We start from the raw sequence: 24,947 nt of genomic DNA on the forward strand, positions 1-24,947 counted from the left end.
CGCCATGGCACTCGACCTCGACACGTATGTGAAGGGTGTACTCGACGGCAAGCGGGCGGTCATCGCGCGCGCCATCACTCTCGTGGAGTCCACCCGTCCCCAACACCGGACGCTGGCACAGGAGTTGCTGACCGAGCTGCTGCCGCACAGCGGCCGGGCGCGGCGGATCGGCGTCAGCGGGGTGCCCGGCGTGGGCAAGTCGACGTTCATCGACGCGTTCGGCACGATGCTGACGGGGCTCGGGCACCGGGTGGCCGTCCTGGCCGTGGACCCCTCCTCCAGCCGGACCGGCGGTTCGATCCTCGGCGACAAGACGCGGATGGAACGGCTGGCGGTGGACCCCGCGGCCTTCGTCCGCCCCTCCCCCACCGCGGGAACGCTGGGCGGGGTGGCGAAGGCGACGCGCGAGTCGATCGTGGTGATGGAGGCGGCCGGTTACGACGTGGTGCTGGTGGAGACGGTCGGCGTCGGCCAGTCGGAGACGGCCGTCGCCAACATGGTCGACTCGTTCCTGCTGCTCACCCTGGCCCGCACCGGAGACCAGTTGCAGGGCATCAAGAAGGGCGTCCTGGAGCTGGCCGACGTCCTCGCCGTCAACAAGGCGGACGGCCCGCACGAACGCGACGCCCGCTCCGCGGCACGTGAACTGGCGGGCGCGTTGCGCCTGATGCACGGCGCGGACGCGTTCTGGGCGCCGCCGGTGCTGAGTTGCAGCGCCCGGGAGGGATCCGGTCTGGACACCGTCTGGGAGCGCCTCGAACAGCACCGCACACTGCTGGACGCCACGGGGCGGCTGGCCGCCAAACGCCGCGACCAGCAGGTCGACTGGACCTGGAACATGGTCCGCGACGACCTCCTCGGCCGCCTGTACGCCGACCCGGCGGTACGGGCCCTGGCGCCCGCCCTGGAACAGCAGGTCAGGGCAGGCGAGTTGACGGCCACCCTGGCCGCCGAACGCATCCTGTCCGCCTTCGGCCGACCGGCCGGCCAGGAGTGAGGCCGGAGCGGCGGCCCGGCCGATAGTGCCGCCGCGTTCGGTGCCGGTGCGGGGCCGTGCGGTGTCGGTGCGCGGCCGTCGGTCGCGTCAGAACAGGCCGTTGGAGTGCGGCAGTTCGGCCGGGATCGGGGCGATGACGTCCCAGTGCTCGACGATCCTGCCGTCGGCGACCCGGAAGAGGTCCCAGTAGGCGACCGGCACGCCGAACTCGCCCTCGGACTGCACCAGCACGAGATCGCCCTCGGCCACGACCCGGTGGATCGTGTTGTAGACGAGGTTCTTGCCCTGCTCGGCCCACTGGGCGGCGGCGGCGCCGAAGCCGTCCAGACCGTCGGCGGCCTCGGGGTTGTGCTGGTGGTAGGTCTCGGTGGAGATGAAGTCGGTCAGCACCGAGTAGTCGGCTCCCTTGAGGACCTTCTCCGCGAACTCCGTCACCAGCCTGCGGTTGGCCTCGGTCTCGTCGAGGTCGCCCGGAGCGCTCGGCCCGTCGGTCTGGGTACGGCCGGAGGCGGTGTCCGCGACCACCGGGGTGAGGGCGTCCCAGTGCTCGGCGAGCTTGCCGTCGGCGTCGACGCGGAACAGGTCGAAGGCGACCAGCGGCGCGGGGCCGAAGCCGTGATAGACACCGTGCAGCGCCACCAGGTTCCCGTCGGCGATCACCCGGGCGCCCTCGTAGCGGAAGCCCTCCGGCAGACCCGCCACCAGCTGCCGCAGCGCCTCGGGCCCGTCCGCGGCCAGGCTGCTGTGCTGACGGTAGTCACCGGACACCCGGCGGTCCACGGCGCCGGGGTCCTTCTTGCCGAACAGTTCACCCGCGGCCTCGATGACGATTTCCTTGTTGCTCACAGCGCGACTCCGATCTTTACCATTCCGCACATGTCCCTGCATTCCGGCGGCGTCCTGTGAATTCCTTGGCCGCCGGTCTGTGCTCCACTCTCCCCGGAGGACGGCGCTCGGGCACGGTAGAGTCAGGCATGGCTATGGTCGAAATGGGACAGCCTCCGGTGATCGAGCGCGGCTACCGCAACCCGGCGCGGCCGGAGCTCGGGCTGGAGGTGCTCGGCTTCGCCGACCTCAGGGAGCGGCTGCCGGGCCGCGAGTTCAACCGGGTGCACCGGCTCGACTTCCATCACCTCACCCTGGTCCACCGGGGCGAGGGCACGGCCATGGTCGACTTCGTCGACGTCCCCTGCGGGCCCGGGACGCTCCTGCACATCCGTCCCGGCCAGGTGCAGCGCCTGGCCACGGAGCCCGACGGCCGCCCCGCCGCCCTGGACGCCACGGTCGTGCTGTTCACCCCCGACTTCCCGCCCAGGCTCCCCTCGACGGCCCCGGTGACGGACGACCCGTTCGGCCCGGCCCGTCGACAGCTGGCCCCCGACGACCACGCGCGCCTGCGCCGCGCCCTGACGGACCTCGCCGGGGAGTACGCCGCTCCCCGGGACCCCGAGACGGACAAGGAACTTCTGCGCCTGCTCCTCGCCGCCCTGCTCCTGCGCATCGCCCGTCTCCCCGAGCCCGAGGACGCGCCTCGCCCCCGCACCGGAACCGAGGCGTACCGCCTCTTCCGGCACGAGCTGGAACGGTCGTACGCCGTCCTGCGCCAGGCGCACGACTACGCCGTCCGGCTGGGCTACTCCCTCAAGACCCTCAACCGCGCCTGCCAACGCGCCACCGGTCACACCGCCAAGCAGCTGATCGACGCCCGCGTCACCCTGGAGGCCAAGCGCCTCCTGGCCCACACCGACCTGCCCGTCGCCGCCGTCAGCCACCGGCTGGGCTTCACCGAGCCGACCAACTTCAGCAAGTTCTTCACCCGCGCGACGGGCCGGACCCCGGGCGCCTTCCGCGACGCAGAGCGCTGACGCGCGGCCCCGGCCCGCACGGCCGGCGCGCGGAGCGCCGAAATCTCCCGGCAACAAGCTATTGACATGACATTTGGACAGGAGTCATCGTACTCGCACTAGAGCGCGCTAGTAGAGCGCGGCAGTGAAGTTCGACTCCACACAAGGACGTACTCCATGGCAACGACGCCATCCCCCCTCCGCACCGCCGTGGGCAATCTGTGCCTGGGCTCCGCGCCCGACTCCTGGGGTGTCTGGTTCCCCGAGGACGAGCAGCAGGTGTCGTACACCCGCTTCCTCGACGAGCTGGCCGCCGCCGGCTACAAGTGGCTGGAGCTCGGGCCCTACGGGTATCTGCCCACCGATCCGCAGCGGCTGAAGGAGGAGCTGGACTCCCGTGGGCTGCAGGTCTCCGGTGGCACCGCGTTCGGCGCGCTGCACCGGCCGGAGGCCTGGGACGAGATGCTCGCCCATGTCCGGCACGTGGCCGCGCTGACCGCCGCCGCGGGCGCCCACCACCTGGTCCTCATCCCGCCGATGTACCGGGACGAGAAGAGCGGCGCGTTCACCGAGTCCCCGGTGCTGACCGCCGAGCAGTGGGCGGGCTTCGGCAGGAACGCCGACCGGCTCGGCAGGCTGCTGCTCGACGAGTACGACGTCCGTCTCGTCGTCCACCCGCACGCCGACAGCCACATCCAGACGCAGCCGGAGATCGAGCGGCTGCTCAACGAGTCGGACGCGCGCTACACGAACCTGTGCCTGGACACCGGGCACGTGGCCTACGGCGGCGGCGACAACCTCGACCTGATCCGGCGCTTCGGTGAGCGCGTCGGCTACGGCTACGTCCACATCAAGCAGGTGACTCCACCCGCGCGTAAACGCGCGGGCTTCCTGTGTCGGTGGCTAGGCCACGTCGCAGAGGGCCAGCCCGGCCCTGTTGAGGACGTTCGTCGCGCCGACGTGGTCCGCGTTCGCCGCGAACTCGCACGCCGTGCACTGGAACCTCGCTTGGGTGACGCGATTCTTCTTCGCGACATGCCCGCACTCGGGGCACGTGCGGGAGGTGTTGCGCGCGTCCACCGGGACCACCAGGCGACCGGCACTCTCAGCCTTGTTCGCCAGGATTCCGAGGAACTGCGCCCAACCCGCGTCGAGGATGCTGCGGTTGAGCCCAGCCTTGGCGGCGGCACCGTTCGGGAGGAACGCGCCTTCGCTGTCGGGGCCGGGCTTGGTCTTGGGCGTACGGGTCATGCCCGCTGTGTTCAGCCGCTCGTGCGCGATGACGCCATGGTCGGTGATGAGCGCGCGGGCGGCCTTGTGGTGGAAGTCGCCTCGCTGACGGCGGATCTTGCTGTGCAGCTTGGCGACCTTCCGGGCGGCGGCGCGGTGGCGCTTGGTGCGCTGCCGGGTCCGTTTGGGGAACGTCGCGAGGTGCCGTTGCGCTTCGGTCAGTTCGTCGGCCATCGCTTGAAGGAAGCGGGGGTTGGCGACGTGTTCGCCGTCGGAGGTGGTCAAGAAGTGGGTGACGCCCATGTCGATGCCGACTATCGCCTCGGTGGGCGGCAGTTTCTCGGCGGGTACCTCGTCGCAGGCAAGGACGACGTACCAGCGGTTGCCTTCGCGCTTGATGCTGATCGTCTTGACGCGGCCTTGTACGGGCCGGTGCTGGTGCACGCGGACGTTTCCGACGCCTTGCAGCCGTACGCGGGTGACGGGGTCGTGGGGGGTGGAGTCCCAGCGGCAGCCATCGCCGTCCTTCGGGAACACCACGGTGTCGAAGTGCCCGGCACCCTTGAAGCGCGGGTAGCCCGGAGTCCGCCCGGCCTCGACCCGGCGGAAGAACGCGGTGAATGCCTTGTCGAGACGGCGCAGGGTGGCCTGCTGGGAGGAGAACGACCAGCGGCCGTGACGCTCGGGGTCGAACGCGCGGATCCCCTTGAGCTGGGCGGACTGGTCCCCGTACTTGATGCTCGTCTTCGAGGCGTGCCGGTAGGCGTCCCGGCGTTCCTGCAACGCGCCGTTGTACAGCGAGCAGTGGTCCCGCAGCATCTCGCCAAGCGCGACGCTCTGACGGGCCGTGGGACGCAGGAGGAACTTGTACGCGCAGATCACGAGCCGTCCCCCTCCTTCCACGGGCGTTCCCACTGGGTGTTGATGTACTTCTCGACCGTCGCCGCGGATACCGCGCCGACCGATGCCGCGAAGTACGACGACGACCACAAGGTGGGCATCCGCGACTTCAGGTGCGGAAACTCCTCGCGCAGCACGCGGGAGGTGAAGCCCTTGAACTGGTTGGCTACGTACGAGGCCGACGACCTCGGGTCGTGCTTGACGAAGAGGTGGACGTGGTCGGGCATCACCTCAAGGGCAATGATCTCCCAGCCGCGTTCCTCCGCCTTCTGTCGAATCAGTTCGTCCAGGCGTTCCGCGACCCGGCCGTCGAGAACCGGACGGCGGTACTTCGGGCACCACACCACGTGGAGCCCGAGGTCATACACACCGCCGGAGAACCGGCGAACCTTCCTGGTCACAGTCACACGATCATTATACACGCGCCGCAGGTCTAGTGCGGGCCGCACGCTCGAATCCCTCGAAGCCGAACTCCGCGCGCGCTACTCCTGACCCCGTCCAACCCCTGTGAACACCTCTGTGAAGGAACGACCATGACCGTACGTGTAGGAGTGATCGGCGCCGGCTGGATCGGCAAGGAGCACATCCGACGGCTCACCGAGACCGTGACCGGAGCCCGGGTCACCGCGGTCACCGACCTCGACCCCGCCCGCGCCACCGAGGCGGCGGCGTCGGCGGGCGCCCGGGTGCTCCCCGACGGCGCGGCCGTGGTCGCGGCGGACGACGTCGACGCCGTCCTCGTGACGTCCTGGGGGCCGACCCATGCCGACCATGTGCTGAACGCGATAGCCGCCGGGAAGCCGGTGTTCTGCGAGAAGCCGCTCGCGACGACCGCCGAGGACTGTCTGAGGATCATCGAAGCCGAGACGGCCCACGGCCGCCGGCTGGTCCAGGTCGGCTTCATGCGCCGCTACGACGCCGGCTACCGGCAGTTGAAGCAGGTCATCGACTCCGGCCGGATCGGTGCGCCGCTGATCGTGCACTGCGCCCACCGCAACCCGACCGTTCCGGAGACGTACACCTCCGCCATGGCGGCGCTGGACACAGCCGTGCACGAGGTGGATGTGCTGCGCTGGCTGCTCGACGACGAGATCGTCTCCACCCAGGTGGTCACCCCGCGCGCCACGAGCAAGCGGTTCGCGCACCTCAGGGACCCGCAGATCATGCTCTTCGAGACCGCCAAGGGGGTCCGCATCGATCTGGAGGTCTTCGTCAACTGCCGGTACGGCTACGACATCCAGTGCGAGGCGGTCGGCGAGGAGGGTCTCGTCCGGCTGCCCGACCCGGCCTCGGTCGGGGTGCGCACCGCGGGACAGCACAGCACGGCGGTCCTCACGGACTGGGTGGGCCGGTTCGCGGACGCCTTCGACGCCGAGTTCCGCGAGTGGATCGCCGGCATCGCCGCCGGCGCCGAGCCCACCGGCCCCTCGGCCTGGGACGGCTACGCCGCCACCGTCATCACCGGCGCGACCGTCGAGGCCCTGGAGTCGGGCCGGGTCGTCGCCACCGACCTCAAGCCCCGCCCCGTCTTCTATGGAGGTGCCGCGTGAAGATCGCCCTCGACCCCTATATGTTCCGCGCGCTGCCGATCGACGACATGGTGCGCACCGTCGCCGAACTCGGCTACGAGTACATCGAGTTGTCGCCGCGCGACGACTTCATGCCGTTCTTCCTCCACCCCCGGGCGGACGACGCGCGCATCGCCGAACTCAAGAACTCCCTGCGCACGCACGGCGTGCAGCTGTCCTCCGTGCTGCCGCTGTACAAGTGGTCCTCGCCCGACGAGAGCGAGCGCCAGGCCGCCGTCCGCTACTGGAAACGCATCATCGAGATCACCGCCGACCTCGAATGCCCCCTGATCAACTCCGAGTTCAACGGCCGGCCCGAACACGCCGCCGCGAGCGAAGCCGCGTTCTGGCGCTCGCTCGACGAACTCCTGCCGCTCTTCGAGCGCGAGGGCATCGCCCTCAACCTGGAGGCCCACCCCGACGACTTCTGCGAGGAGAACGCCCCCGCCGTCGATCTCGTCCGGGCCATCGACAAGCCCTGGGTGAACTACCTCTACTGCGCGCCCCACTCCTTCCATCTCTCCGGAGCCGATCCCACCGCCGACGTCGCCGCGATGCTGCGCTACGCCGGCGACAAGCTCCAGCAGGTGCACATCGCCGACTCCTTCAACCACAAGGGCTCCTCCGGGCTGCGCTACATCCTCAACCCGCCCGGCACCGCCGCCCGCATCCACCAGCACCTCGACATCGGACAGGGCGAGGTCGACTGGAACGCGTTCTTCGGCACCCTGCGCGAGCTGGACTTCGACGGCGTCGCCACGGCCTGCGTCTTCGCCTGGGAGGAACGCGCCCGCGAGTCCTCCGCGTTCATGCTCGACCGCATCGCCAAGGAACTCACCGGCTGAGACCGGACGGTCAAGCTGTTCCGCGGGGCGTACCGTCAGGCGGACCGGTTCCGTTGGGCGGCGGCGGGAGCGTTCCTACGCTCCTGGACCATGAGCGTTCTTTCAGCTGAGCCGGTCGCCACGGACGCCTCGCGGGCGGTCGAGACCGATGTCCTGATCATCGGCGCCGGCCCGTCGGGCCTCTACGGCGCCTACTACGCGGGTTTCCGGGGGCTGCGGGTCGCGGTCATGGACGTCCTGCCCTTGCGCGGCGGCCAGATCAGCGCGATGTACCCGGAGAAGCCCATCTTCGACATCGCCGGGTTCCCGTCGGTGCGCGGGCGGGATCTGGTCGCCGCCCTGGTCGCCCAGGCCGAGCCGTACGGCCCCCGCTATCTCCTCGGGGAGCGCGCAGTGGAGCTGAGCTACGACGCCGACGGGCTGCCCGTCGTCCGCGGCGACCGGGGGACGGTCGTCCGGGCGGGGGCGGTGGTGATCACCGGCGGGGTGGGGACGTTCACGCCGCGCCCGCTGCCGGCCGGTGAGGACTACCTCGGCCGCGGCCAGGTGTACTTCGTGCCGGACGCGGCCGTGCACGCCGATCACGATGTCGTGGTCGTCGGCGGCGGCGACAGCGCCTTCGACTGGGCGGCGATGCTCGCCCCGGTCGCCCGGTCCGTCACGCTCGTCCACCGCACCGGCCGGTTCCGGGCGCACCGCGCGTCCGTCGACAAGGTCCGTGCTCTCGGCATCGAGATCATCACCGACTCCGAGGTCAGCGCGCTGCACGGCGAGGACCGGCTGGAGCGGGTGGAGATCCGCCACCGGGTCACCAAGGACACCCGTCCGCTGCCGGCGCGCACGGTCGTCGCCGCGCTCGGTTTCCTCGCCGACCTCGGCCCGCTGCAGCACTGGGGGCTGACCCTGAACGCCCGGAAGATCGCGGTGGACACCCGGATGGCCACGAATCTGCCCCGGGTGTTCGCCGCCGGGGACATCACCGACTACCCGGGCAAGGTGCGCCTGATCGCCGTGGGTTTCGGCGAGGTCGCCACCGCCGTCAACAACGCCGCCACCGTCATCGACCCGGAGGCTCAGCTGTTCCCCGGGCATTCCACCGAGAAGGAGAACTGACATGGCCTATGTCATCGGCCCGGCCTGCGTCGACATCATGGACCGGTCCTGCATGGAGGAGTGCCCGGTCGACTGCATCTACGAGGGCGAGCGCAAGCTGTACATCAACCCGGTGGAATGCATCGACTGCGGCGCCTGCGAAACGGCCTGCCCCGAGCTGGCGATCACCGTGGACCGGCTCGCCGACCCCGAGTTCCGCGCCGACAACCGGCGCTTCTTCGACGAGACGCTGCCGGGCCGCACCGCGCCCCTGGGCGCTCCGGGCGGCGCCGCCGGCATCGGTCCGGTGGGCGCGGACACGCCGCTCGTCAGCGCGTCGCCGAGCGGTGCCCGGTGACCGGCGCGGTGACGGGTGCGGGGACCGGCGCGGGGACGACGGCCCCGCGGATCGGGATCCGGATCCCGCCCTGCGACCGGGCGGACCGGGTGGTCGAGACCGTGCGCCGGGCCGAGGAACTGGGCTTCGACGACGTCTGGTTCCCGGACTCCCAGCTGCTGTGGCGCGATGTGTTCACCACGTTGACCGCCGCGGCCCTGGGCACCGAACGCATCGGTCTGGGCACCGCGGTCACCAATCTGGCGACCCGGCATCCGGCCGTCGTGGCGTCGGCTGCCCGCAGCGTCGCGGAACTCGCCCCCGGCCGGTTCACCCTGGGGCTCGGCGTGGGCAACAGCTCGGTCGGGCCGATCGGCCTGCGGCAGAGCACGTCGGCGTCGATGCGCGAAGGCCTGGGCCTGCTGCGCGCCCTGCTGGACGGTCAGGAGTGGGAGTTCGAGGGCAAGGTCCGCTCGCGGCTGCGCGATCCGCAGCCCGGGGTGCCGCTGCACCTGGCGGCGAGCGGGCCGAAGAACCTGCGGCTGGCCGGTGAGGTCGCCGACGGCGTCATCCTGCTCAGCGGGGTCTCGGCGGCGACCCTGGCGAGCGCGACCGCCCGGGTGCGGGAAGGCGCGGAGGCGGCGGGCCGGGCGTACGAGTCGATCCCGTTGACGGTGTCCGCGTTCTGCGCGGTCACCGACGACGTCGAGTCCGCGGCGCGCCGGCTCAAGCCGGTGTGCGCGTCGATCGCCCAGAACGGCGGCGCGCCGTTCCTCGCCCTGGCGGGGATCGAGGTGGACGTCCCCGCGACGGTGGAGGGCGTCTACCCGGACCTGGTGCACGCCGAGGACTGGGACGCCGCCGTGGAGATCTGCTCGGCCTGGATCAGCGACGCGGCGGCCCTGCGCTTCGCCGAGGAGTTCTGCCTGTTCGGAACCGCCGACCAACTCACCGAACGGCTCCGCGCCCTGCAGGCCGCCGGGGTCACGGGGGTTCTCCTCCAGCACGTCGGCTCCTACCACCCGCCGACCGACCTGATCGAGACGATCGGTTCGTCGGTACTGCCGACGCTCACCGCGCAATGACAACGCAGGTCGGCAGCGCCCTGAAGGGGCGCGAGGAACTGCGCGACCAGCCACGACGGCGCCGCACCGGAACAACGGCAGCCCCCGCACCGCCCAAGCGCGCCGGGCGAAATCGACCACGGTACGGCAACACCCCAAAGGGGCGCGAGGAACTGCGCGACCAGCCACAACGGCGCCGCACCGAAACGACGGCAGCCCCCGCACCGCCCAAGCGCGCCGGGCAAAGTCGACCACGGTGCGGCAACACCCCAAAGGGGCGCGAGGAACTGCGCGACCAGCCACCACCGCGCCGCAGCAAAACGACCGCACATCGCCGCACAACCAGCGGAGCGCCACGCGGACGACCCCACCGGATCTTCCCGGCGGGGTCGGCCGCGTGCGTAAGGCGTTCACTTGAGGCCGATGTGCGCGCCCGGGCCGAGTGGCAGGTCGAAGCCGTAGAAGAGGGCCAGGATGACCAGCCACACCGTCATGAACGGGATGACGAAGACGGCGAGCCGGGATATCAGTGTGCCGAGCTTCGCGTCGGGCTCGTACTGGCGGAGCATCGCCAGGATGAGGAAGAGGTAGGGGTTCATCGGGGTGATGGCGCCGGTCGCCGAGTCGCCGATGCGGAAGGCCGCCTGACTGAGCGCCGGGCTCATGCCCATGAGCATGAACGCCGGGATGAAGACGGGTCCGACCAGCGACCACAGGGCGGAGCCGGAGACGATGAAGAGGTTGAGGCAGGCCGCGAGCAGCACGAACACCACGATCGCGCCGAAGCCCGTCACCCCGAGGTCGGTGAACAGCTCCGCGGCCTCGACCGCGAGCAGGATGCCCACGTTGGACCAGGTGAACAGCGCGATGACCTGGGCGGCGACGAACATCATCACGATGTAGCCGGACATGCTCTTCACCGAGTCGGTCACCGCGGTGACCACGTCCTCGGTGCCGGTGAGCTTCTTGACGGTGAAGCCGTAGGTGAGCCCGGCCAGCAGGAAGGCGCCGAAGAGGACCGGGACGATGCCGCTGAGGAGCGGCGAGGGCACGAAGGCGCCGCCCTCGCCGCGCAGCGGGGCCCCGACGGGCAGCCACAGGGCGAGGACCGCGCCCAGGTAGAGCAGGACGACGACGGCCGTGGCCAGCAGGCCCCGGCGCTGGATCGGCGTGAGGGCCAGGTCCTGCGACTGCGGCTCGTCCCCGGTCGGCTCGTAGATCCCCAGCCGCGGCTCCAGGACGCGGCCGATGAGGAATCCGCCGAGCGCGGCGAGGACGAGGCTGCTCGCGGCGGTGAAGAAGTAGTTGATGAGCAGGTGGATGTCGAGACCGGCGGCGGCCGGCAGCACCGAGGCCGCCTGTTGGGTGATGCCGACGTACAGGGCGTCGAGCGAGCCGATGGTGAAGCCGGCGGCGTAACCGGCGGTCACGCAGGCGAAGCCGCCGATGAGGCCGGCCACGGGGTGCCGTCCGGCGCTCTTGAAGACCAGGGCCGCCAGTGGCGGCAGGACGATGGCGGCGACGTCGCTCATCATGTGCGCCTGGCTGGCGATGAGCGCGACCGCGTAGGGGAGCGCGGCGCGGGGCACGCGGGCCAGGGTGGCCCGCATGACCGTCTCCAGGAGGCCCGTCCGCTCCGCGAGTCCGACCACCATGATCAGGACCAGTACGGCGCCGATCGGCGGGAAGCCCGCGAAGTTGGGGATCAGGTTCTCCACCAGCCAGCGCAGCCCGTCGCCGGTGAACAGCCCGCCCACCTGTTTGGTCTCGCCGGTGCCGGGGACCTCGACGGAGACGTGGGCCAGCTCCAGTCCGGTGGAGACGACGGCCAGGAGGACGAAAAGCCCCGCGAACAGGACGATCGGGTGCGGCAGGGCGTTGCCCGCCCGCTCGATGAACGACAGGACGCGGTCGAGGATGCCGGGCCGCCCGCTGTCGGGCGACTGTCTGCCGGGCTTGTGGAGGTCGGTGGTCGATGACATCAGGACTGCCCTCCCGTGGGGGCCGCTGGGAGCAGGAGGTCCTTGCGGACGATGCCGTCCTGGACGACGCAGACGATGTTGGCCGGGTCGCCGAGGACGCCGATGTCCGTGAGCGGGTCGCCGTCGCACAGGACGAGGTCGGCGGTGCGGCCGGGGGCGACGGTGCCGAGCCGGTCGGCGACGCCGAGGAGTTCGGCGGAGGTGCGGGTGCCGGCGACGATGGCGGCCATGGGGTCCATGCCCAGGTCGACGAGGTAGCTGAGCTCCATGAGGTTCACGCCGTGCGGGCCGACGGCGGCGTCGGTGCCGAGGGCGATCCGGGCGCCGTACTCGATGGCGCGGGCGATGTTCTCCTTGGTGATGCCGGACCAGCGGACCTTCTTCTCGTAGTGGTAGTGCGGCATCGTGTCCTTGTTGATGCCGGCGTAGACGGTGGACAGGGTCGGGACGACGAAGGTGCCCTGCTCGCCGGCCAGGTCCAGGGCGCGTGCGTCGAGGCCGTAGCCGTGCTCGATGCTGGTGACGCCGCCGCGCAGCGCGTTGAGGATGCCCGCGTTGCCCTGGGCGTGCGCGGCGACGGGCTTGCCGCCGTGCCGGCGGGCCTCGTCGACGACGGCCCGGATCTCCTCCTCCAGCAGGCCCTCGTCGTCGGGCTGGTCGTAGGGGCTGCCCATGCCGCCGGTGGCGCAGATCTTGACCAGGTCGGCGCCCTCGCGCAGGACGCGGCGCACGGCGAGCCGGGCCTCGTCGGCGGTGTCGGCGATCTCCGACATGCCGGCGCTGAGGTCGGTGCCGTCGGGCAGCCGGACGTCGGCGTGGCCGCCGGTGTGGCTGATGATCCGGACGGCGGTGTGCAGGCGCGGGCCGACGATCCGGCCGCTGTCGACCGCCGTGCGGTAGCCGGCGGAGAGGCCGCCGAGGTCGCGGGCGCTGGTGATGCCGGCGTCGAGGGTCTGCCGCAGCCGGGCGGCGGTGTCCAGGGTGCCCAGGACCGGGTCGAGTTCGGCGCGGCGGCCGGGCGGGGAGCCCTGCGCGTAGGCCAGGTGGACGTGGCAGTCGAAGAAGCCGGGCAGCAGGGTGCGGCCGCCCGCGTCGAGGACCCGGACGCCGGAGGCGTGGCCGGGCGCCTCGGGGGCTGTCGCAGCGGCTCCGGCGTAGGAGATGATGCCGTCGCCGTCGACGATGACGACGGCGTCGTCCACCGGCGCGGAGCCGGTGCCGTCGATCAGCCGGGCGTTGAGGATCCGCAGGGCGGTCCGGGTGTGCGTGTGGGTGTCCGTCATGGGGTGCGGTCACTCCTCCGGTGTCGGGGACAGGCGAACGGAGTGTGGAATGCGCGAGAAAACCTCGTGTCACTGTGCAGTTTTCACGCTGGATTCCGTCGATGTGCGCAGGGAAGCGCCGCACCGGGGCGTGCAGGATTGTGCCGCCTCGGGGCTCGACGAGATCGACCGGGGGGTGGTGCATGCGCTGCAGATCCATCCCAGGGCCCCGTGGCGGCTGGTCGGCGAGGTGCTGGGGGTCAATCCGGTCACGGCCGCGCGGCGTTGGCAGCGGCTGGAGGAGGCGGGGCTGGCGTGGGTGACGGCCTATCCCCGGCTGTCCAACTCGCGGCTCGTGGTGAGCGCGGTGGTGGAGGTGGACACGGAGCCGGGAGTGGCCGAGGACGTGGCGCTGGCGCTGGCGGCCGACCCCTCGGTGGCCAACATCAAGCTCACGGCCGGCGGCCGGGACCTGGTGGCGGCCGTCCAGGCGCGCAGCCTCGACGAGTTGGGCCGGCTGACCACGCTGTTGTTCCAGCGGACGCCCGGGGTGCGGGCGACGCGCACGCATGTGTCGACGGGGGTCCCGGCCGAGGGCAGCCGGTGGCGGCTGCGCAGTCTCGACGCGGCTCAGGTCGCCCGAGTCGAGCAGGCCGTCGCGGCCCCGGCGCTGCTGTCCGACGCGGAGGCCAGATGGGACGATCTGGACGCGCAGCTGCTGGAACTGCTGAGCGTGGACGGGCGGATGTCCCTGCGGGACCTGTCCGCGGCGACCGGGGGGAGCCTGACGACCGTGCGGCGGCGGCTGCAGTCGCTGCTGGCCTCCCGGCTGAGCCTGCGCTGCGATCTGGCGCGGCCGTTGTCGGGCTGGCCGCTGTCCGCCGTGTACTTCGCGTCGGTGCCGGGGCAGTTCGTGGCGGAGACCAGCCGGGTGCTGGCCTCGGTGCGCGAGGTCCGGTCCTGCGCGATCACGGCCGGCCCGCACAATCTGGTGGTCGACGTGTGGCTGCGCGACCTGCACGATGTGCACGCCTTCGAGGCCCATCTGTCCCGGCGGCTGCCGCGTCTCACGGTCGAGGACCGCTCGGTGGTGCTGCGGACGGTCAAGCACATGGGACGGCTGCTGGACCGTGACGGCCACAGCGTGGGCATCGTGCCGCTCCGGCTGCCCCAGGATCCGCACCGGGTGCCGAGCGGAGCGGCCTGAGGCGGCCGACGGCCTCAGCCTCTGCGGTCGTCCACCAGCATCCGGGCGATGCCCTGCTCGCTGAACACGTCCCGCAGGGCGAGGGCGATGCCGCCGTGGATCGCGGAAGCGCCGTCGGGGCGGGCCGTGGTGATGGTCAGTTTGCGCGTGGTCAGGGGGAGGGCGCGCTGGTAGACCACGGCGCGCACGCCGGACAGGAGGTCGTCGCGCAGGTCGCTGAGCGGGCCGCCCAGGACCAGGGTGCGGGGGTTGTGGACGAGGACCAGGATGGCCGCGACCTCGCCGATCGCGGCGGCGGCCTGGCGCAAGGCGTGCACCGCCGACGGGTCGTTGTCGGCGACGCGTTCGGCGAGTTCGCGTTCGCCGTGCCGTGGATCGTCGTTCGTCGTCTCGGGAATGCCGAGGGTGTGCAGGACGGCCCGGTAGGAGGCGACGGCTCTGACGCAGCCGACGTTGCCGCAGGTGCACAGGGCGTCGCTGCCGTCGACGGCCCGGATGTGGCCGACGTCGCCCTCGGCGCCGTCGGCTCCGCGGTGGACGTCGCCGGAGGCGGTGACCAGTCCGGCGCCGATGCCGGCCGCGATCTTGAGGCAGAGCAGCGGTGTGTCGAACTGGTCCTGGCTCGCCTCGCCGAGGGCCATCAGGTTGGCGTCGTTGTCCACCACGGCGCGGGCCCGGAAGCGTGCGCTCAGGTCCTCGGCGGCCGGGTAGCCGTCCCAGCCCGGCATGCCGGTGGGGCGCATGGCGCAGCCGCGCTGGAAGTCGACGGGGCCGGGCAGGCCCATCACCACCTGGCGGACCCGGCGCGGATCCCGCCCGGTCTTGTCCACCAGGCCCAACAGGCGTTCGGAGACCGCCCCGATCACCGTCTCCGGTCCGCTGTCGAGGCGGACGTAGACGGTGTCCTCGGCGAGGACCCGGCCCGCGAGGTCGGCGATCGCGACGCGTGAGGCCAGGGTGTCGACGTCGGCCACGGCGATGGTGCCCGCGTGCGGGGAGAGCGTGAGCACGCGGGGCGGCCGGCCGCGCACGGACTCGCTGGACTCGATCTCCTCCAGGATGCCGTGCCCGACGAGATGGTCGACCTGCTGACCGACCGTCGAGCGGGCCAGTCCGCTGCGCCGTGCGATCTCGGCACGGTTGGTCGCCTCGCCGGAGACGACCAGGTCCAGCACTCTGCGCAGCCCGACCGGGACCGCGGGCAGCAGGGCCGGAGTGGCCGGATAGGCGCCGTCTTTATGAACCGTCACAGTCTTAATTCCGCCTCCTCGCGCCGGATCACCATCCGGCCTGAGGAGGGTGCGCGTCAACCACCCCGTTCCGGCCGCAAGACCACGGGCGCTACGCTTGCTTTAGTCCGTCGCAAAAACTAATAACGGCATCTTGTTCCTGTCGTGCGAACTAAACGATGGTGATGCGCAACCCGGCGTTCACCCCGGACGGCTCAAAAAAGTACCGGAGTATAGCCAGGAGAGGTATCCGAGGCAATGAGATCGGATCACTCGATGGACCAGACTCCAGCGATCACGGTCGCCCCCCGGCTCGTTCTTCGCCCGGACGGTGTGCGCCGTGCGTCCCGTCGGGGGGCGGGTGGGATGAAAAGAGCAGCTCAGCAACGCGCTTTACCCGCATCGGGACCTCGAAACCATCGATCTGACGGATCGTCACCTCGGTTCATCACGATTCGATAACCCGGCTCCCGGTGTTCCGCTCACCGGACCGCGGCCCTCGTCCCGGCCGTCGGCGCGGGCCTTGAATACCGAGCAACCCGGCCGGAACCGGCCGCACTTCTCGGCCTGAACGACCGGCCCTCGTCCCGGCGACCGGTTCGCTCCCGCACCCCGATCCCGCACCAGAGCTCCCTCGATCGCCCCTGAGGCATCCCTCCATCCGCACCGCATATCGCTCTTTCGGAGAGGAACCACCGCATGGCCAAGCAGACGCATCGCATCGGCATCCTGGGCACCGGCAACATCTTCGGCCGCTATGTGACCGGCCTGGCCCGCCACCCAGAGCTGCAGATCGTGCGCGTCGGTGACATCGACGTAGCGCGGGCCAAGGAGGCCGCCGCCGAGCACGGCATACCGGCCTGGGGCGACGATGCGGAGCTCTACGCCGACGACTCGGTGGAGATCCTCGTCAACCTCACTCCCCCGGTGCACCACGCACGCACCGTCGTCGCCGCGCTGGAAGCCGGCAAGCACGTCTACGTCGAGAAGCCCCTGGGCACCACCGTCGAAGAGGGCCGGACCGTCCTGGCGGCGGCGGCCCGCACCGGCCGCCTGCTGGGCTCCGCGCCGGACACGTTCCTCGGCAGCGCGAGCCAGACCCTGCGCAAGGCGATCGACTCGGGGGCGATCGGCGCCCCGATCGGCGCCTCCGCGTTCATCGGCCACAGCAAGGCCGAGACCTGGCACCCGAACCCGACCTTCCTGTTCCAGGAGGGCGGCGGCCCGGTGATGGACATGGGCCCGTACTACTTCGCGATCCTCGTCAACGCCCTGGGCCCGATCCGCTCGGTCGGGGCGGCCACCCGGATCGGCGCGCCCCGGCGGACCGTCACCGCGCCCGAGCGGACCGTCGACGCCATCGACGTCACCGTGCCCACCCATGCCGCCGCCGTGCTCACCTTCGACTCGGGCGTCATCGGCACGACCCAGATGAGCTTCGACGTCTGGGACACCGACCTGCCCGCCATGGAGATCTACGGCACCGAGGGCACGCTCTCGCTGCCCAACCCGAACCACTTCGACGGGGACGTGCGCCTGCGGCGGCACGGCGACGGCGAGTGGACGACGCTGGAGCCGGCCGTCGAGCTGTTCGGCGCCGTCGGCACCCGCGAACAGGCCCGCCGCGGGCTGGGCGTGCGCGATCTGGCGACCGCGGTCGAGGGCGGCCCGCACCGCGCCGACGCCTCCTTCGCCTTCCACGTCCTCGAAGCGCTGTGCGCGGTGGAGGACGCGTCCCGGTCGCAACGGACGGTGCGGCTGGAGAGCAGCTGCGCACGTCCTGAGCCCCGCTTCTCCGCCTGACCGTTCCCCCTCCCTCAGCGTTCTCCCTCCCTCACCTTCCATGAAAGGCCCTTCATGACCATCAGCCCCGAGAAGATCGCGATCAACCCCCTCCAGTGGATCGCCACCGACGACGGCTGGATCGACCCCGCTCTCGCCCCGCCGCTCGCCGAACGCCTCAAGGTCATCAAGGAGTCGGGCATCCGCTCCGTGCACGCCGAGGTCCCGGCGGACCTGACCACGGCCGAGTACGGCGCGCTCCTCGCCGACCACGGTCTGCTGCCCGCCCCCGGCTACATCTCCGGCCCGCTGCCCGAGGACGAGGCGAGCCTGCGGGAACTGCTCGACAAGACCGACCGGATCAGCGCGCAGATGGCCGAGCTGGGCCTGCCCACCGTCTTCGTGGCCACCGGCATGAACAAGGAGGCCCCGCGCGTGCACCGCCCGGCGGTGGGCACGGACGGCACTCCCGAACGGCTGGAACGGGTCCGGGACGTGTTCGCCAGGATGGGCGAGACCACCAAGGCCAACGGCGTCACCGCCGCGTTCCACCCGCACATCGGCACGTGGGCGGAGACCGAGGCGGAAACCCGCTTCATCCTCGACACCATTCCGGCGGACGTCCTGTCCTTCGGCCCGGACATCGGCCATCTCGGCTGGGCCGGCGCCGATGTCATCGGCCTGATCCGCGAGTACGGGGAGCGGATCGCCGCGATGCACGTCAAGGACTTCCACGCCGACATCGCCGAGCGCGGCAGGGCCGAGGGCTGGACCTACCAGCAGACCGTCCTCGCCGGCCTGTGGGCCGAGCCCGGCCACGCCTCCGTGGACATCCCCGCCACCCTCGCCGCGCTCCCCGACAGCTTCGACGGCTGGCTCGTCATCGAGGTCGACAAGGGCGCCCAGGCGACCCCCGAGGAGAGCGTGCGGCTCTGCGGCGCATGGGCCCGGCAGCAGCACTGACCGTTCCGTCGGCCCGAGTCGGAGGCTCGAAGTGCCCACAGCATATGGATTCACCGCATACGGCGGACCGGAGGTGCAACGTTTCCTCGAACTGCCCGAGCCCGTGCCGGGGCCCGGCGAGCTCCTCGTCGAGGTGCGTGCGGCCGGGGTCAACCCGGTGGACTGGAAGGTCCGGGCCGGTCTGCACCGCGCCTTCCTGCACCTCGACCTGCCGGCCGTGCTCGGGCGTGAGGTCGCGGGCGTGGTCGTCCGACTCGGCGACGGGGTCGACGCGTTCGCCGTCGGCGACCCGGTGTTCGGCACCAGCGCCCGGGGCTGCGGCGGCTACGCGCGCTTCGCGCTCCTGACCGCGAGCCAGACGGCGCCGAAGCCCGCCGAGGTCTCCTGGACCGACGCCGCCGTGCTGCCGGTGGCGGTCGGAACCGCCTACGACGGGATCGGGCAGCTCGCTCCGAAGGCCGGCGAGAGCCTGCTGATCCTCGGCATCGGCGGCGGCGTCGGCGTGGCGGCCGCGCAGCTCGCCCGGGACACCGGAGTGTCCGTCCTCGGAACCGCCGCCGCGGCCAAACGGGAGTTCGTCGAGTCGCTGGGCGCCACGACGATCGCCTACGACGGCCCCGCCTTCGGCGAACAGCTGCGGACGGCCCTGCCGCACGGAGTCGACACCGTCCTCGACCTCGTGGGCGGGGACGCACTCCGGAGCGTCTCGTCGGCGATCCACTCCGGCTGCCGGATCCTCACGGTCGCCGACCCCGAGACGGCGGCCCGGTTCGGCGCCCGCCCGCTGAAGCGCGAGAGCAGCACCGAGACGCTCGCCGAACTCGCCCGGCGGGTGGCGGACGGACGGCTCGATCCCCAGGTCCGCGACGTCTTCCGCTTCGAGGACGCCGAGGCCGCCCTGCGCGAAGTCGAGTCCGGCCACCCCTGGGGCAAGGTCGCGCTCGATCTGCGCGGTGATCACTGACATGCGGCGACCGCCCCCCGGCCGACCCTCCTCATCCGAACTTCCCCCGACTCCCCTCCCTCAAGGAGCACCGATGTCTCTCTCCAAGCCAGTCAGACACCGCAGACTGACAGCGTCCGTGGCCGTGGGCGCGGCCCTGCTCACCTCGGCCGCGTGCAGCGCCGCCGCCGAGCCCGTCGCCGGGACCTCCGCGTCCACCGGCCCGGTGCGCGACGGAGGCACCCTCGTCGTCGCCCAGACCAGCGACGTCGACCCCGGAGGCTTCCTCAAGACCTCGTTCGGCAACCTGCTCTCCGAGTACCAGGTCTTCGAGACGCTGACGCTCATCGGCACCAAGACCGGCACGCCCACCGGCGTCCTCGCCAAGTCGTGGCAGCTCGCCGCCGACGCGAAGAGCATAGACATCACGCTCCGCGACGACGTCACGTTCCACAGCGGCCGCAAGCTGACGGCCGGCGACGTCGTCTTCACCCTGAAGAAGGTCCAGGACCCGGCGACGGGCGCGGCCAACCAGGCGATCGCCGCCCAGATCAAGTCGATACAGACGGAAGGCGAGCACCAGCTCAAGCTCACCTTCTCCAAGTCGACGCCGAACATCTTCGACCTCTTCGAGACGATGCCGATCGTCAACCCCGACACCTACGCCGGCTACGGAGCCGGCAAGGTCGTCGACGGCACCGGCCGCTTCGCCTGGAAGTCGTGGACGCCCGGCGGCAAGGTCGAGCTCACCAAGTACGCGAAGTACCGCGACGCCAAGAAAACGCATCTCGACAAGATCGAGATCAACATCATCAACGACCCGACCGCCATCGTGTCGGCGATCCGCAGCGGTCGCGTCCAGTACGGCGTCGGCATCCCCGCCCTCGACGCGCGCAGCCTGAGCAAGCAGCCGGGCTACGCCCTGGTGACCTCGGGCGGATCGGCGATCCCCCTCGCCCTCGACGTGACGAAGGCGCCCTTCGACGACAAGACCGTGCGCCAGGCGGTCCAGTACGCGATCGACCGCGACCGCATCGTGAAGCAGGTCGAGGGCGGGCAGGCACAGGCCACGGACCTGCCGTGGCGGACCTCCACCGTCGGCTACGACGCCGCCCAGTCGAAGCACTACACCTACCAGCCGGACAAGGCCAAGCAGTTGCTCGCCCAGGCCGGGGTGAAGAACGCGTCGTTCGACGTCGTCACGCTCAACACCCCCGAGGCCACCGGCATCTTCCAGATCGTCAAGAACAACCTCGCGGCCGTCGGCCTGACCGCCGAGCCCGTCCTGCTCAGCGCGACCGAGTACGACGAGCGGATCGCCAAGCGGAACATGGGCACTCCCGCAGTCCTGATGATGAACAGCAACGCCCTGTCGCCCGCGACCCAGGTCGTCAGCCGGCCCGAGTTCCTCGCGAGCAACAACCTGCTGAAGTTCCAGAGCCCGCAGTACTCGGCGCTGGTCCAGAAGGTCACCGCCGCGACCTCGGCCGACGCCCAGAAGAGCGCGGTGCACGACTACAACGCGTACCTCCTCGACCAGGCGTTCGCGCTCCCGCTGATCACCCGCCCGACGATGACGGTCCGGGCGGAGGCCGTCGGCGGCATCGAGGCCACCCGGACGGGTTTCCTCGACCTCGGTGAGGCGTGGTTGTCGAAATGATCCGGTACTTGATCCGCAAGGTGCCGTCGGTGATGTTCGTGCTCTTCGCCAGCTCGATCGTCGCCTTCGCCCTGCCCCGGCTCGCCCCGGGTGACGTCGCCGTCACCCTCGCCGGCGCGGACCCGACGGCCGAGAACATCGCCGCCATCCGCAAGGAGCTGGGGCTGGACCGGTCGCCGTTCGTGCAGTACTGGGAGTGGATCTCCGGACTGTTCCGCGGCGACCTGGGCGACTCCTACCTGCTGCACCGCAGCGTCGCGAGCCTCATCGGCGACCGGCTGGAGAGCACCGTGGAGCTGGCCGTGTTCGCCACCCTGCTCGTCGCCGTGATCGGGACGACGCTGGGCGTCCTGGCCGGCTCGACCCGGCGCTGGTGGGCGCGGGTCGGCCTGGACCTGGGCAACAGCATCCTCGTCGCCGTGCCGTCGTTCCTGACGGCACTCGCGATGATCCTCGTCTTCGGCGTCTACCACCGCTGGCTGCCGGTGAGCGGCGAGGTGAGCGTGCTGGACGATCCCGCGATCGGCATCCAGTACCTGGTCCTGCCGGCGGTGGCCCTCGCGCTGCCGGCGGCGGGGGCCCTGGCCCGGCTGCTGCAGACGGAGATGGTCCGGGTCCGCAACGAGGACTACGTGGATCTGGCCCTGTCCAAGGGGGCCTCGCCGCGGCGGATCACCCTGCGCCACGTGCTGCGCAACAGCTTCGGCACGGCGGTCGTCGCGATCGGCCTGGAGATCGGCACGCTGCTCGCCGGCGCCGTCGTCATCGAGTCGGTCTTCAACCGCAACGGCCTCGGCCAGCTCGCCGTCTCCAGCGTGACGTCGCGCGACTTCACCGTCCTCCAGGTGCTGATCCTCGGTGTGGTCTGCGTGGCCGTGCTCTGCCAGATCGCCACCGAGCTGGTCCTGGCGGCGCTCGACCCGAAGATCAGGCTGGGAGATCAGTGATGACGGACGTACCCCTGTCGGCGCCGCTGGCCACGCGCCGGCGGCTGAACCCGACGCTGGGCCGCTATCTGTCGGCCTTCCGCACCCCGCGGGGCATCGTCGGCCTGACGATCCTCCTGGTCATGACACTCGCCGCGCTGCTCGCTCCGCTCCTCTTCCCGGGCGGCTACGACCAGCAGGGGGCCACCACCTTCGCCGGCCCGTCGGCCCAGCACCTCTTCGGCACCGACGAGTTCGGCCGCGACATCTTCGTCCGCAGCGTCTACGGGCTGCGCGTCGACCTGAGCCTCATCCTCAGCGCGGTGCCGCTCAGCATGGCGATCGGCACCCTGCTCGGTCTGGCCGGCGCGCTGTCCGGATGGCTGGGCGCGGGCGTGCAGCGGCTGCTGGACGTGGTCATCGGCTTTCCCGGGCTGATCCTCGGCGTCTGCCTGGTGGCCATCCTCGGCGCCGGCTGGTTCGCGCTGTTCCTCACCATCCTGATCGGCGGACTGCCCAGCGCGGGACGCCTGGCCCGCGGCGCCTGGCTCAGCCAGCAGGACAAGGAGTACGTCCTCGCCGCCCGGGTGCTCGGCGTCTCGCGCCCGAAACTCGTCGTCCGGCATGTGCTGCCGAACGCCATGGACGCCATCGTCGTGCAGGGCGCCGTGTGGATGGTCGTCGGCGTCTACATCGAGGCCGGCCTGTCCATCGTCGGCCTCGGCGTGCAGCCCCCCACGCCGTCGCTCGGCGTACTGCTCAACAACGGACTGCGGTTCGTGACCCAGTCACCCACCTACATCATCGGCCCCGCGGCGCTGCTCCTGCTGCTCGCGGTGGGCGTCAGCCTGATGTCGGACGCACTCAACGAGGCGGTGAATCGCCGATGACCCCGACGACCAACTCCCCCCTGGCCGAACCGTCGGCCGCCGGCGCCGACCGGGCCGTCCCGCTGCTGCGCGTCCAGGGCCTGGGCACGGAGTTCAAGCTCCGGAGCGGCGGCGTCAAAGCCGTCGACGACGTCAGCTTCGACATCTACCCGGGCGACGTCCTGGGCATCGTCGGCGAGTCCGGCTCGGGCAAGTCCGTCACGGCGCGCTCGATCATGCGGATGCTGCGCCCGCCGGGCGAAGTCGTCGCGGGCAGTGTGCGGTTCGACGGCGAGGACCTGCTCGCGCTGCCCGAACGCGAGATGCGGCGGCGCCGCGGCAGCAGGGTCGCGATGGTCTTCCAGGACCCGCAGGCCGCGCTCAACCCGGTCATGAAGGTCGGCGACCAGATCGTCGAGGCGATGACCGTCCACGGCGTCGACAAGAAGACCGCACGTGCGCGGGCCGTCGAGCTCCTGGAACAGGTCGGCATCCCCGACGTGCCGGCGAAGATCGACCAGTACCCGCACCAGTTCTCCGGCGGCATGCGCCAGCGCGTCGTCATCGCGATCGCGCTGGCCAACGATCCGGCGCTGCTCATCGCCGACGAGCCGACGACGGCCCTCGACGTCACGATCCAGGCGCAGATCCTGCGGCTGCTCGCCCGGCTGCGCACCGAACTCGGCATCGCCGTCGCGATCATCACCCACGACATGGGCGTGGTCGCCGAACTGTGCACGGACGTCGTCGTGATGTACAGCGGGCGCACGGTCGAGAAGGGCACCGTCGAGCAGGTCTTCAACCACCCGCGCCACCCCTACACGGCGGCGCTGCTCGAAGCCATGCCGCGCCTGGACGACGACCTGGCCGGCCGGCCGCTGCCGGCGATCCCCGGCACCCCGCCCGACCCGGCCGCCCTCCCGCCCGGCTGCGCGTTCGCCCCGCGCTGCCCGTTCACCGAGGACGACTGCACGCACGCCCGGCCGGAGCTGCTGGAGATCGGGGACAGCGGACAGACCTCGGCCTGCTTCGCGGCCCAGCGGGGCGTCGACGTCAGCACGGGCCGGGGCCGGACCGAGGCGCCGGCGCCCGTACCGCCGGTGCGGCCCGCTCCCGTGCCGGACACCCCCGTGCTGGAGGTCCGCGACCTCAGGGTCGACGTCGGATCGCGGCGGCGCGGACTGTTCCACCGCGAACCCCCGGTGTACGCCGTCGACTCGGTGAGCCTGTCCGTGCGGGCGGGCCGCACCGTCGGGCTCGTCGGGGAGAGCGGCTGCGGCAAGTCGACGCTGTCGCGGGGCATCGTCGGGATCAACCCGATCGCCGGCGGATCGGTGTTCGTCGACGGAACCGAGGTGAGCGCGATGCGCGAGGAGGACCTCAAACGGGTCCGGTCCTCGGTGCAGTACGTGTTCCAGGATCCCTACGCCTCCCTGAACCCCCGGCGCACCGTCCGGCAGTCCCTCGCCGAGGCGCTCGGTTTCCGCGGCATCGGCGGCCGGGAACTCGAAGCGGAGGCACGCTTGTTGATGGAGCAGGTGGGGCTGCGTCCCGAACTCCTCGACCGCTACCCGCACGCCTTCTCGGGCGGGCAGCGCCAGCGCATCGGCATCGCGCGGGCGCTGGCCCGCCGGCCGCGCACGCTGGTCCTCGACGAACCGGTCTCCGCACTGGACATGTCGGTCCAGGCCCAGATCATCAACCTGCTGCAGCAGCTGCAGAACGAACTGGGCCTCGGCTACCTGTTCATCGCGCACGACCTGTCCGTCGTACGCCACCTCAGCGACACCGTCGCGGTGATGTACCTCGGCCGGATCGTCGAGTACGGCGAGGTCGCCGACGTGTACGGCAACCCCCAGCACCCTTACACCGCGGCCCTGTTGTCGTCGTCGCCGGTGGCGAGCGCGGCGGCGCCCGCGCGGGAGCGCATCGTGCTGCGCGGCGATCTGCCGAGCCCGGCGAACCCGCCCTCCGGCTGCCGGTTCCGGACCCGGTGCCCGATCGGCCCGCTGGCCCACCCGGAGCGCACGATCTGCGTGGAGAGCGACCCGCAGCTCTCCGAAACGGCGGCCGGCGGACGGGCCGCCTGTCACTTCGCCGGCGAAGCGGTCACCGCTTGAGGCCCCGATCGGGTCATGAAGAGCACTGGGCAGGTCGAGGCCTCTGGAGTCCCCCGGATTCCGGAGGCCTCGACGGGTCCGCAGACCGGACCGCCGGCCTGGTGCGCCGCCGCGCCGCTCACCACAG

The 24,947-nt window shown here is 71.3% G+C and carries 21 protein-coding genes and 1 pseudogene; 16 read left to right on the forward strand and 6 right to left on the reverse strand.

Annotated elements, in window-relative coordinates:
- The first annotated feature begins 4 nt into the window (after positions 1–4).
- Complete coding sequence (gene meaB, locus ACWCPF_RS24890) at positions 5–997, forward strand: methylmalonyl Co-A mutase-associated GTPase MeaB (protein ID WP_451047279.1); 993 nt, start codon at positions 5–7, stop codon at positions 995–997.
- 87 nt (positions 998–1,084) lie between these two features.
- Here meaB and ACWCPF_RS24895 read toward each other — a convergent pair whose 3' ends face one another.
- Positions 1,085–1,843, reverse strand: a complete 759-nt coding sequence (locus ACWCPF_RS24895; RefSeq protein ID WP_451047280.1) for a nuclear transport factor 2 family protein — start codon at positions 1,841–1,843, stop codon at positions 1,085–1,087.
- 128 nt (positions 1,844–1,971) lie between these two features.
- Here ACWCPF_RS24895 and ACWCPF_RS24900 point away from each other — a divergent pair, with 128 nt between their 5' ends.
- Positions 1,972–2,862, forward strand: a complete 891-nt coding sequence (locus tag ACWCPF_RS24900) for an AraC family transcriptional regulator (protein WP_451047281.1) — start codon at positions 1,972–1,974, stop codon at positions 2,860–2,862.
- Positions 2,863–3,018: 156 nt separating this feature from the next.
- A pseudogene (locus tag ACWCPF_RS24905) lies at positions 3,019–3,708 on the forward strand (sugar phosphate isomerase/epimerase family protein); the annotation flags it as partial.
- Positions 3,709–3,744: 36 nt separating this feature from the next.
- Here the strand turns inward: ACWCPF_RS24905 and ACWCPF_RS24910 are convergent.
- On the reverse strand, positions 3,745–4,953 hold the full coding sequence (locus tag ACWCPF_RS24910) for an RNA-guided endonuclease InsQ/TnpB family protein (protein WP_451047282.1): 1,209 nt from the start codon (positions 4,951–4,953) through the stop codon (positions 3,745–3,747).
- Positions 4,950–5,372, reverse strand: a complete 423-nt coding sequence (tnpA, locus tag ACWCPF_RS24915) for an IS200/IS605 family transposase (RefSeq protein ID WP_451047372.1) — start codon at positions 5,370–5,372, stop codon at positions 4,950–4,952. Before tnpA ends, ACWCPF_RS24910 begins: the two co-directional genes overlap by 4 nt.
- Before the next feature lie 132 nt (positions 5,373–5,504).
- On the opposite strand from tnpA, the gene ACWCPF_RS24920 reads away from it, so the two are divergent.
- The 5 genes from ACWCPF_RS24920 to ACWCPF_RS24940 all read left to right on the forward strand — a co-directional run bounded on the left by ACWCPF_RS24920 (position 5,505) and on the right by ACWCPF_RS24940 (position 9,898).
- Positions 5,505–6,521: a Gfo/Idh/MocA family oxidoreductase gene (locus ACWCPF_RS24920; RefSeq protein WP_451047283.1), complete on the forward strand. Its 1,017-nt coding sequence runs from the start codon at positions 5,505–5,507 to the stop codon at positions 6,519–6,521.
- Positions 6,518–7,384 (forward strand): sugar phosphate isomerase/epimerase family protein, encoded by an 867-nt coding sequence (locus ACWCPF_RS24925; protein WP_451047284.1) that lies wholly within the window; start codon positions 6,518–6,520, stop codon positions 7,382–7,384. The genes ACWCPF_RS24920 and ACWCPF_RS24925 overlap by 4 nt, the downstream gene beginning before the upstream one ends.
- Before the next feature lie 90 nt (positions 7,385–7,474).
- Positions 7,475–8,497, forward strand: a complete 1,023-nt coding sequence (locus ACWCPF_RS24930) for an NAD(P)/FAD-dependent oxidoreductase (protein ID WP_451047285.1) — start codon at positions 7,475–7,477, stop codon at positions 8,495–8,497.
- Position 8,498: 1 nt separating this feature from the next.
- A complete protein-coding gene (gene fdxA, locus ACWCPF_RS24935; RefSeq protein WP_451047286.1) occupies positions 8,499–8,834 on the forward strand; it encodes a ferredoxin in 336 nt (111 codons plus the stop codon).
- Positions 8,831–9,898, forward strand: coding sequence for an LLM class flavin-dependent oxidoreductase (locus tag ACWCPF_RS24940; protein WP_451047287.1), 1,068 nt, complete (start codon positions 8,831–8,833; stop codon positions 9,896–9,898). Before fdxA ends, ACWCPF_RS24940 begins: the two co-directional genes overlap by 4 nt.
- Before the next feature lie 389 nt (positions 9,899–10,287).
- Here the strand turns inward: ACWCPF_RS24940 and ACWCPF_RS24945 are convergent, their stop codons facing one another.
- Both ACWCPF_RS24945 and ACWCPF_RS24950 read right to left on the reverse strand, forming a co-directional pair.
- Positions 10,288–11,859, reverse strand: a complete 1,572-nt coding sequence (locus ACWCPF_RS24945; protein WP_451047288.1) for an AbgT family transporter — start codon at positions 11,857–11,859, stop codon at positions 10,288–10,290.
- The gene (locus tag ACWCPF_RS24950; RefSeq protein ID WP_451047289.1) at positions 11,859–13,142 is read right to left on the reverse strand and encodes an amidohydrolase family protein; all 1,284 of its coding nucleotides are present in this window, start codon (positions 13,140–13,142) and stop codon (positions 11,859–11,861) included. Before ACWCPF_RS24950 ends, ACWCPF_RS24945 begins: the two co-directional genes overlap by 1 nt.
- 130 nt (positions 13,143–13,272) lie before the next feature.
- Here ACWCPF_RS24950 and ACWCPF_RS24955 point away from each other — a divergent pair, with 130 nt between their 5' ends.
- Complete coding sequence (locus ACWCPF_RS24955; RefSeq protein ID WP_451047290.1) at positions 13,273–14,328, forward strand: Lrp/AsnC family transcriptional regulator; 1,056 nt, start codon at positions 13,273–13,275, stop codon at positions 14,326–14,328.
- 14 nt (positions 14,329–14,342) lie between these two features.
- On the opposite strand, the gene ACWCPF_RS24960 is transcribed toward ACWCPF_RS24955, so the two are convergent.
- Complete coding sequence (locus ACWCPF_RS24960; RefSeq protein WP_451047291.1) at positions 14,343–15,578, reverse strand: ROK family protein; 1,236 nt, start codon at positions 15,576–15,578, stop codon at positions 14,343–14,345.
- A gap of 678 nt (positions 15,579–16,256) precedes the next feature.
- On the opposite strand from ACWCPF_RS24960, the gene ACWCPF_RS24965 reads away from it, so the two are divergent.
- From ACWCPF_RS24965 to ACWCPF_RS24995, 7 genes are all read left to right on the forward strand, one after another.
- Entirely contained in the window at positions 16,257–17,360 is a 1,104-nt protein-coding gene (locus tag ACWCPF_RS24965; protein WP_451047292.1) for a Gfo/Idh/MocA family protein, read from the forward strand.
- Positions 17,361–17,414: 54 nt separating this feature from the next.
- Entirely contained in the window at positions 17,415–18,302 is an 888-nt protein-coding gene (locus tag ACWCPF_RS24970) for a sugar phosphate isomerase/epimerase family protein (RefSeq protein WP_451047293.1), read from the forward strand.
- A gap of 31 nt (positions 18,303–18,333) precedes the next feature.
- Entirely contained in the window at positions 18,334–19,266 is a 933-nt protein-coding gene (locus ACWCPF_RS24975) for an NADP-dependent oxidoreductase (protein WP_451047294.1), read from the forward strand.
- A gap of 73 nt (positions 19,267–19,339) precedes the next feature.
- Positions 19,340–20,905, forward strand: a complete 1,566-nt coding sequence (locus tag ACWCPF_RS24980; RefSeq protein ID WP_451047295.1) for an ABC transporter substrate-binding protein — start codon at positions 19,340–19,342, stop codon at positions 20,903–20,905.
- Positions 20,902–21,852, forward strand: coding sequence for an ABC transporter permease (locus ACWCPF_RS24985; RefSeq protein WP_451047296.1), 951 nt, complete (start codon positions 20,902–20,904; stop codon positions 21,850–21,852). The genes ACWCPF_RS24980 and ACWCPF_RS24985 overlap by 4 nt, the downstream gene beginning before the upstream one ends.
- Positions 21,852–22,721 (forward strand): ABC transporter permease, encoded by an 870-nt coding sequence (locus tag ACWCPF_RS24990; protein WP_451047297.1) that lies wholly within the window; start codon positions 21,852–21,854, stop codon positions 22,719–22,721. Before ACWCPF_RS24985 ends, ACWCPF_RS24990 begins: the two co-directional genes overlap by 1 nt.
- Complete coding sequence (locus ACWCPF_RS24995) at positions 22,718–24,820, forward strand: dipeptide ABC transporter ATP-binding protein (RefSeq protein ID WP_451047298.1); 2,103 nt, start codon at positions 22,718–22,720, stop codon at positions 24,818–24,820. The genes ACWCPF_RS24990 and ACWCPF_RS24995 overlap by 4 nt, the downstream gene beginning before the upstream one ends.
- Positions 24,821–24,947 lie beyond the last annotated feature (127 nt).

The sequence above is a fragment of the Streptomyces sp. NPDC001858 genome, assembly GCF_053594615.1.

Excerpts from the sequence above, each read along its gene's own strand:
- meaB (WP_451047279.1), top strand. The coding sequence starts at position 5 with ATGGCACTCGACCTCGACACGTATGTGAAGGGTGTACTCGACGGCAAG.
- ACWCPF_RS24900 (WP_451047281.1), top strand. The coding sequence starts at position 1,972 with ATGGCTATGGTCGAAATGGGACAGCCTCCGGTGATCGAGCGCGGCTAC.
- ACWCPF_RS24920 (WP_451047283.1), top strand. The coding sequence starts at position 5,505 with ATGACCGTACGTGTAGGAGTGATCGGCGCCGGCTGGATCGGCAAGGAG.
- ACWCPF_RS24930 (WP_451047285.1), top strand. The coding sequence starts at position 7,475 with ATGAGCGTTCTTTCAGCTGAGCCGGTCGCCACGGACGCCTCGCGGGCG.
- fdxA (WP_451047286.1), top strand. The coding sequence starts at position 8,499 with ATGGCCTATGTCATCGGCCCGGCCTGCGTCGACATCATGGACCGGTCC.
- ACWCPF_RS24945 (WP_451047288.1), bottom strand. The coding sequence starts at position 11,859 with ATGTCATCGACCACCGACCTCCACAAGCCCGGCAGACAGTCGCCCGAC.
- ACWCPF_RS24950 (WP_451047289.1), bottom strand. The coding sequence starts at position 13,142 with ATGACGGACACCCACACGCACACCCGGACCGCCCTGCGGATCCTCAAC.
- ACWCPF_RS24965 (WP_451047292.1), top strand. The coding sequence starts at position 16,257 with ATGGCCAAGCAGACGCATCGCATCGGCATCCTGGGCACCGGCAACATC.
- ACWCPF_RS24970 (WP_451047293.1), top strand. The coding sequence starts at position 17,415 with ATGACCATCAGCCCCGAGAAGATCGCGATCAACCCCCTCCAGTGGATC.
- ACWCPF_RS24980 (WP_451047295.1), top strand. The coding sequence starts at position 19,340 with ATGTCTCTCTCCAAGCCAGTCAGACACCGCAGACTGACAGCGTCCGTG.
- ACWCPF_RS24985 (WP_451047296.1), top strand. The coding sequence starts at position 20,902 with ATGATCCGGTACTTGATCCGCAAGGTGCCGTCGGTGATGTTCGTGCTC.
- ACWCPF_RS24990 (WP_451047297.1), top strand. The coding sequence starts at position 21,852 with ATGACGGACGTACCCCTGTCGGCGCCGCTGGCCACGCGCCGGCGGCTG.
- ACWCPF_RS24995 (WP_451047298.1), top strand. The coding sequence starts at position 22,718 with ATGACCCCGACGACCAACTCCCCCCTGGCCGAACCGTCGGCCGCCGGC.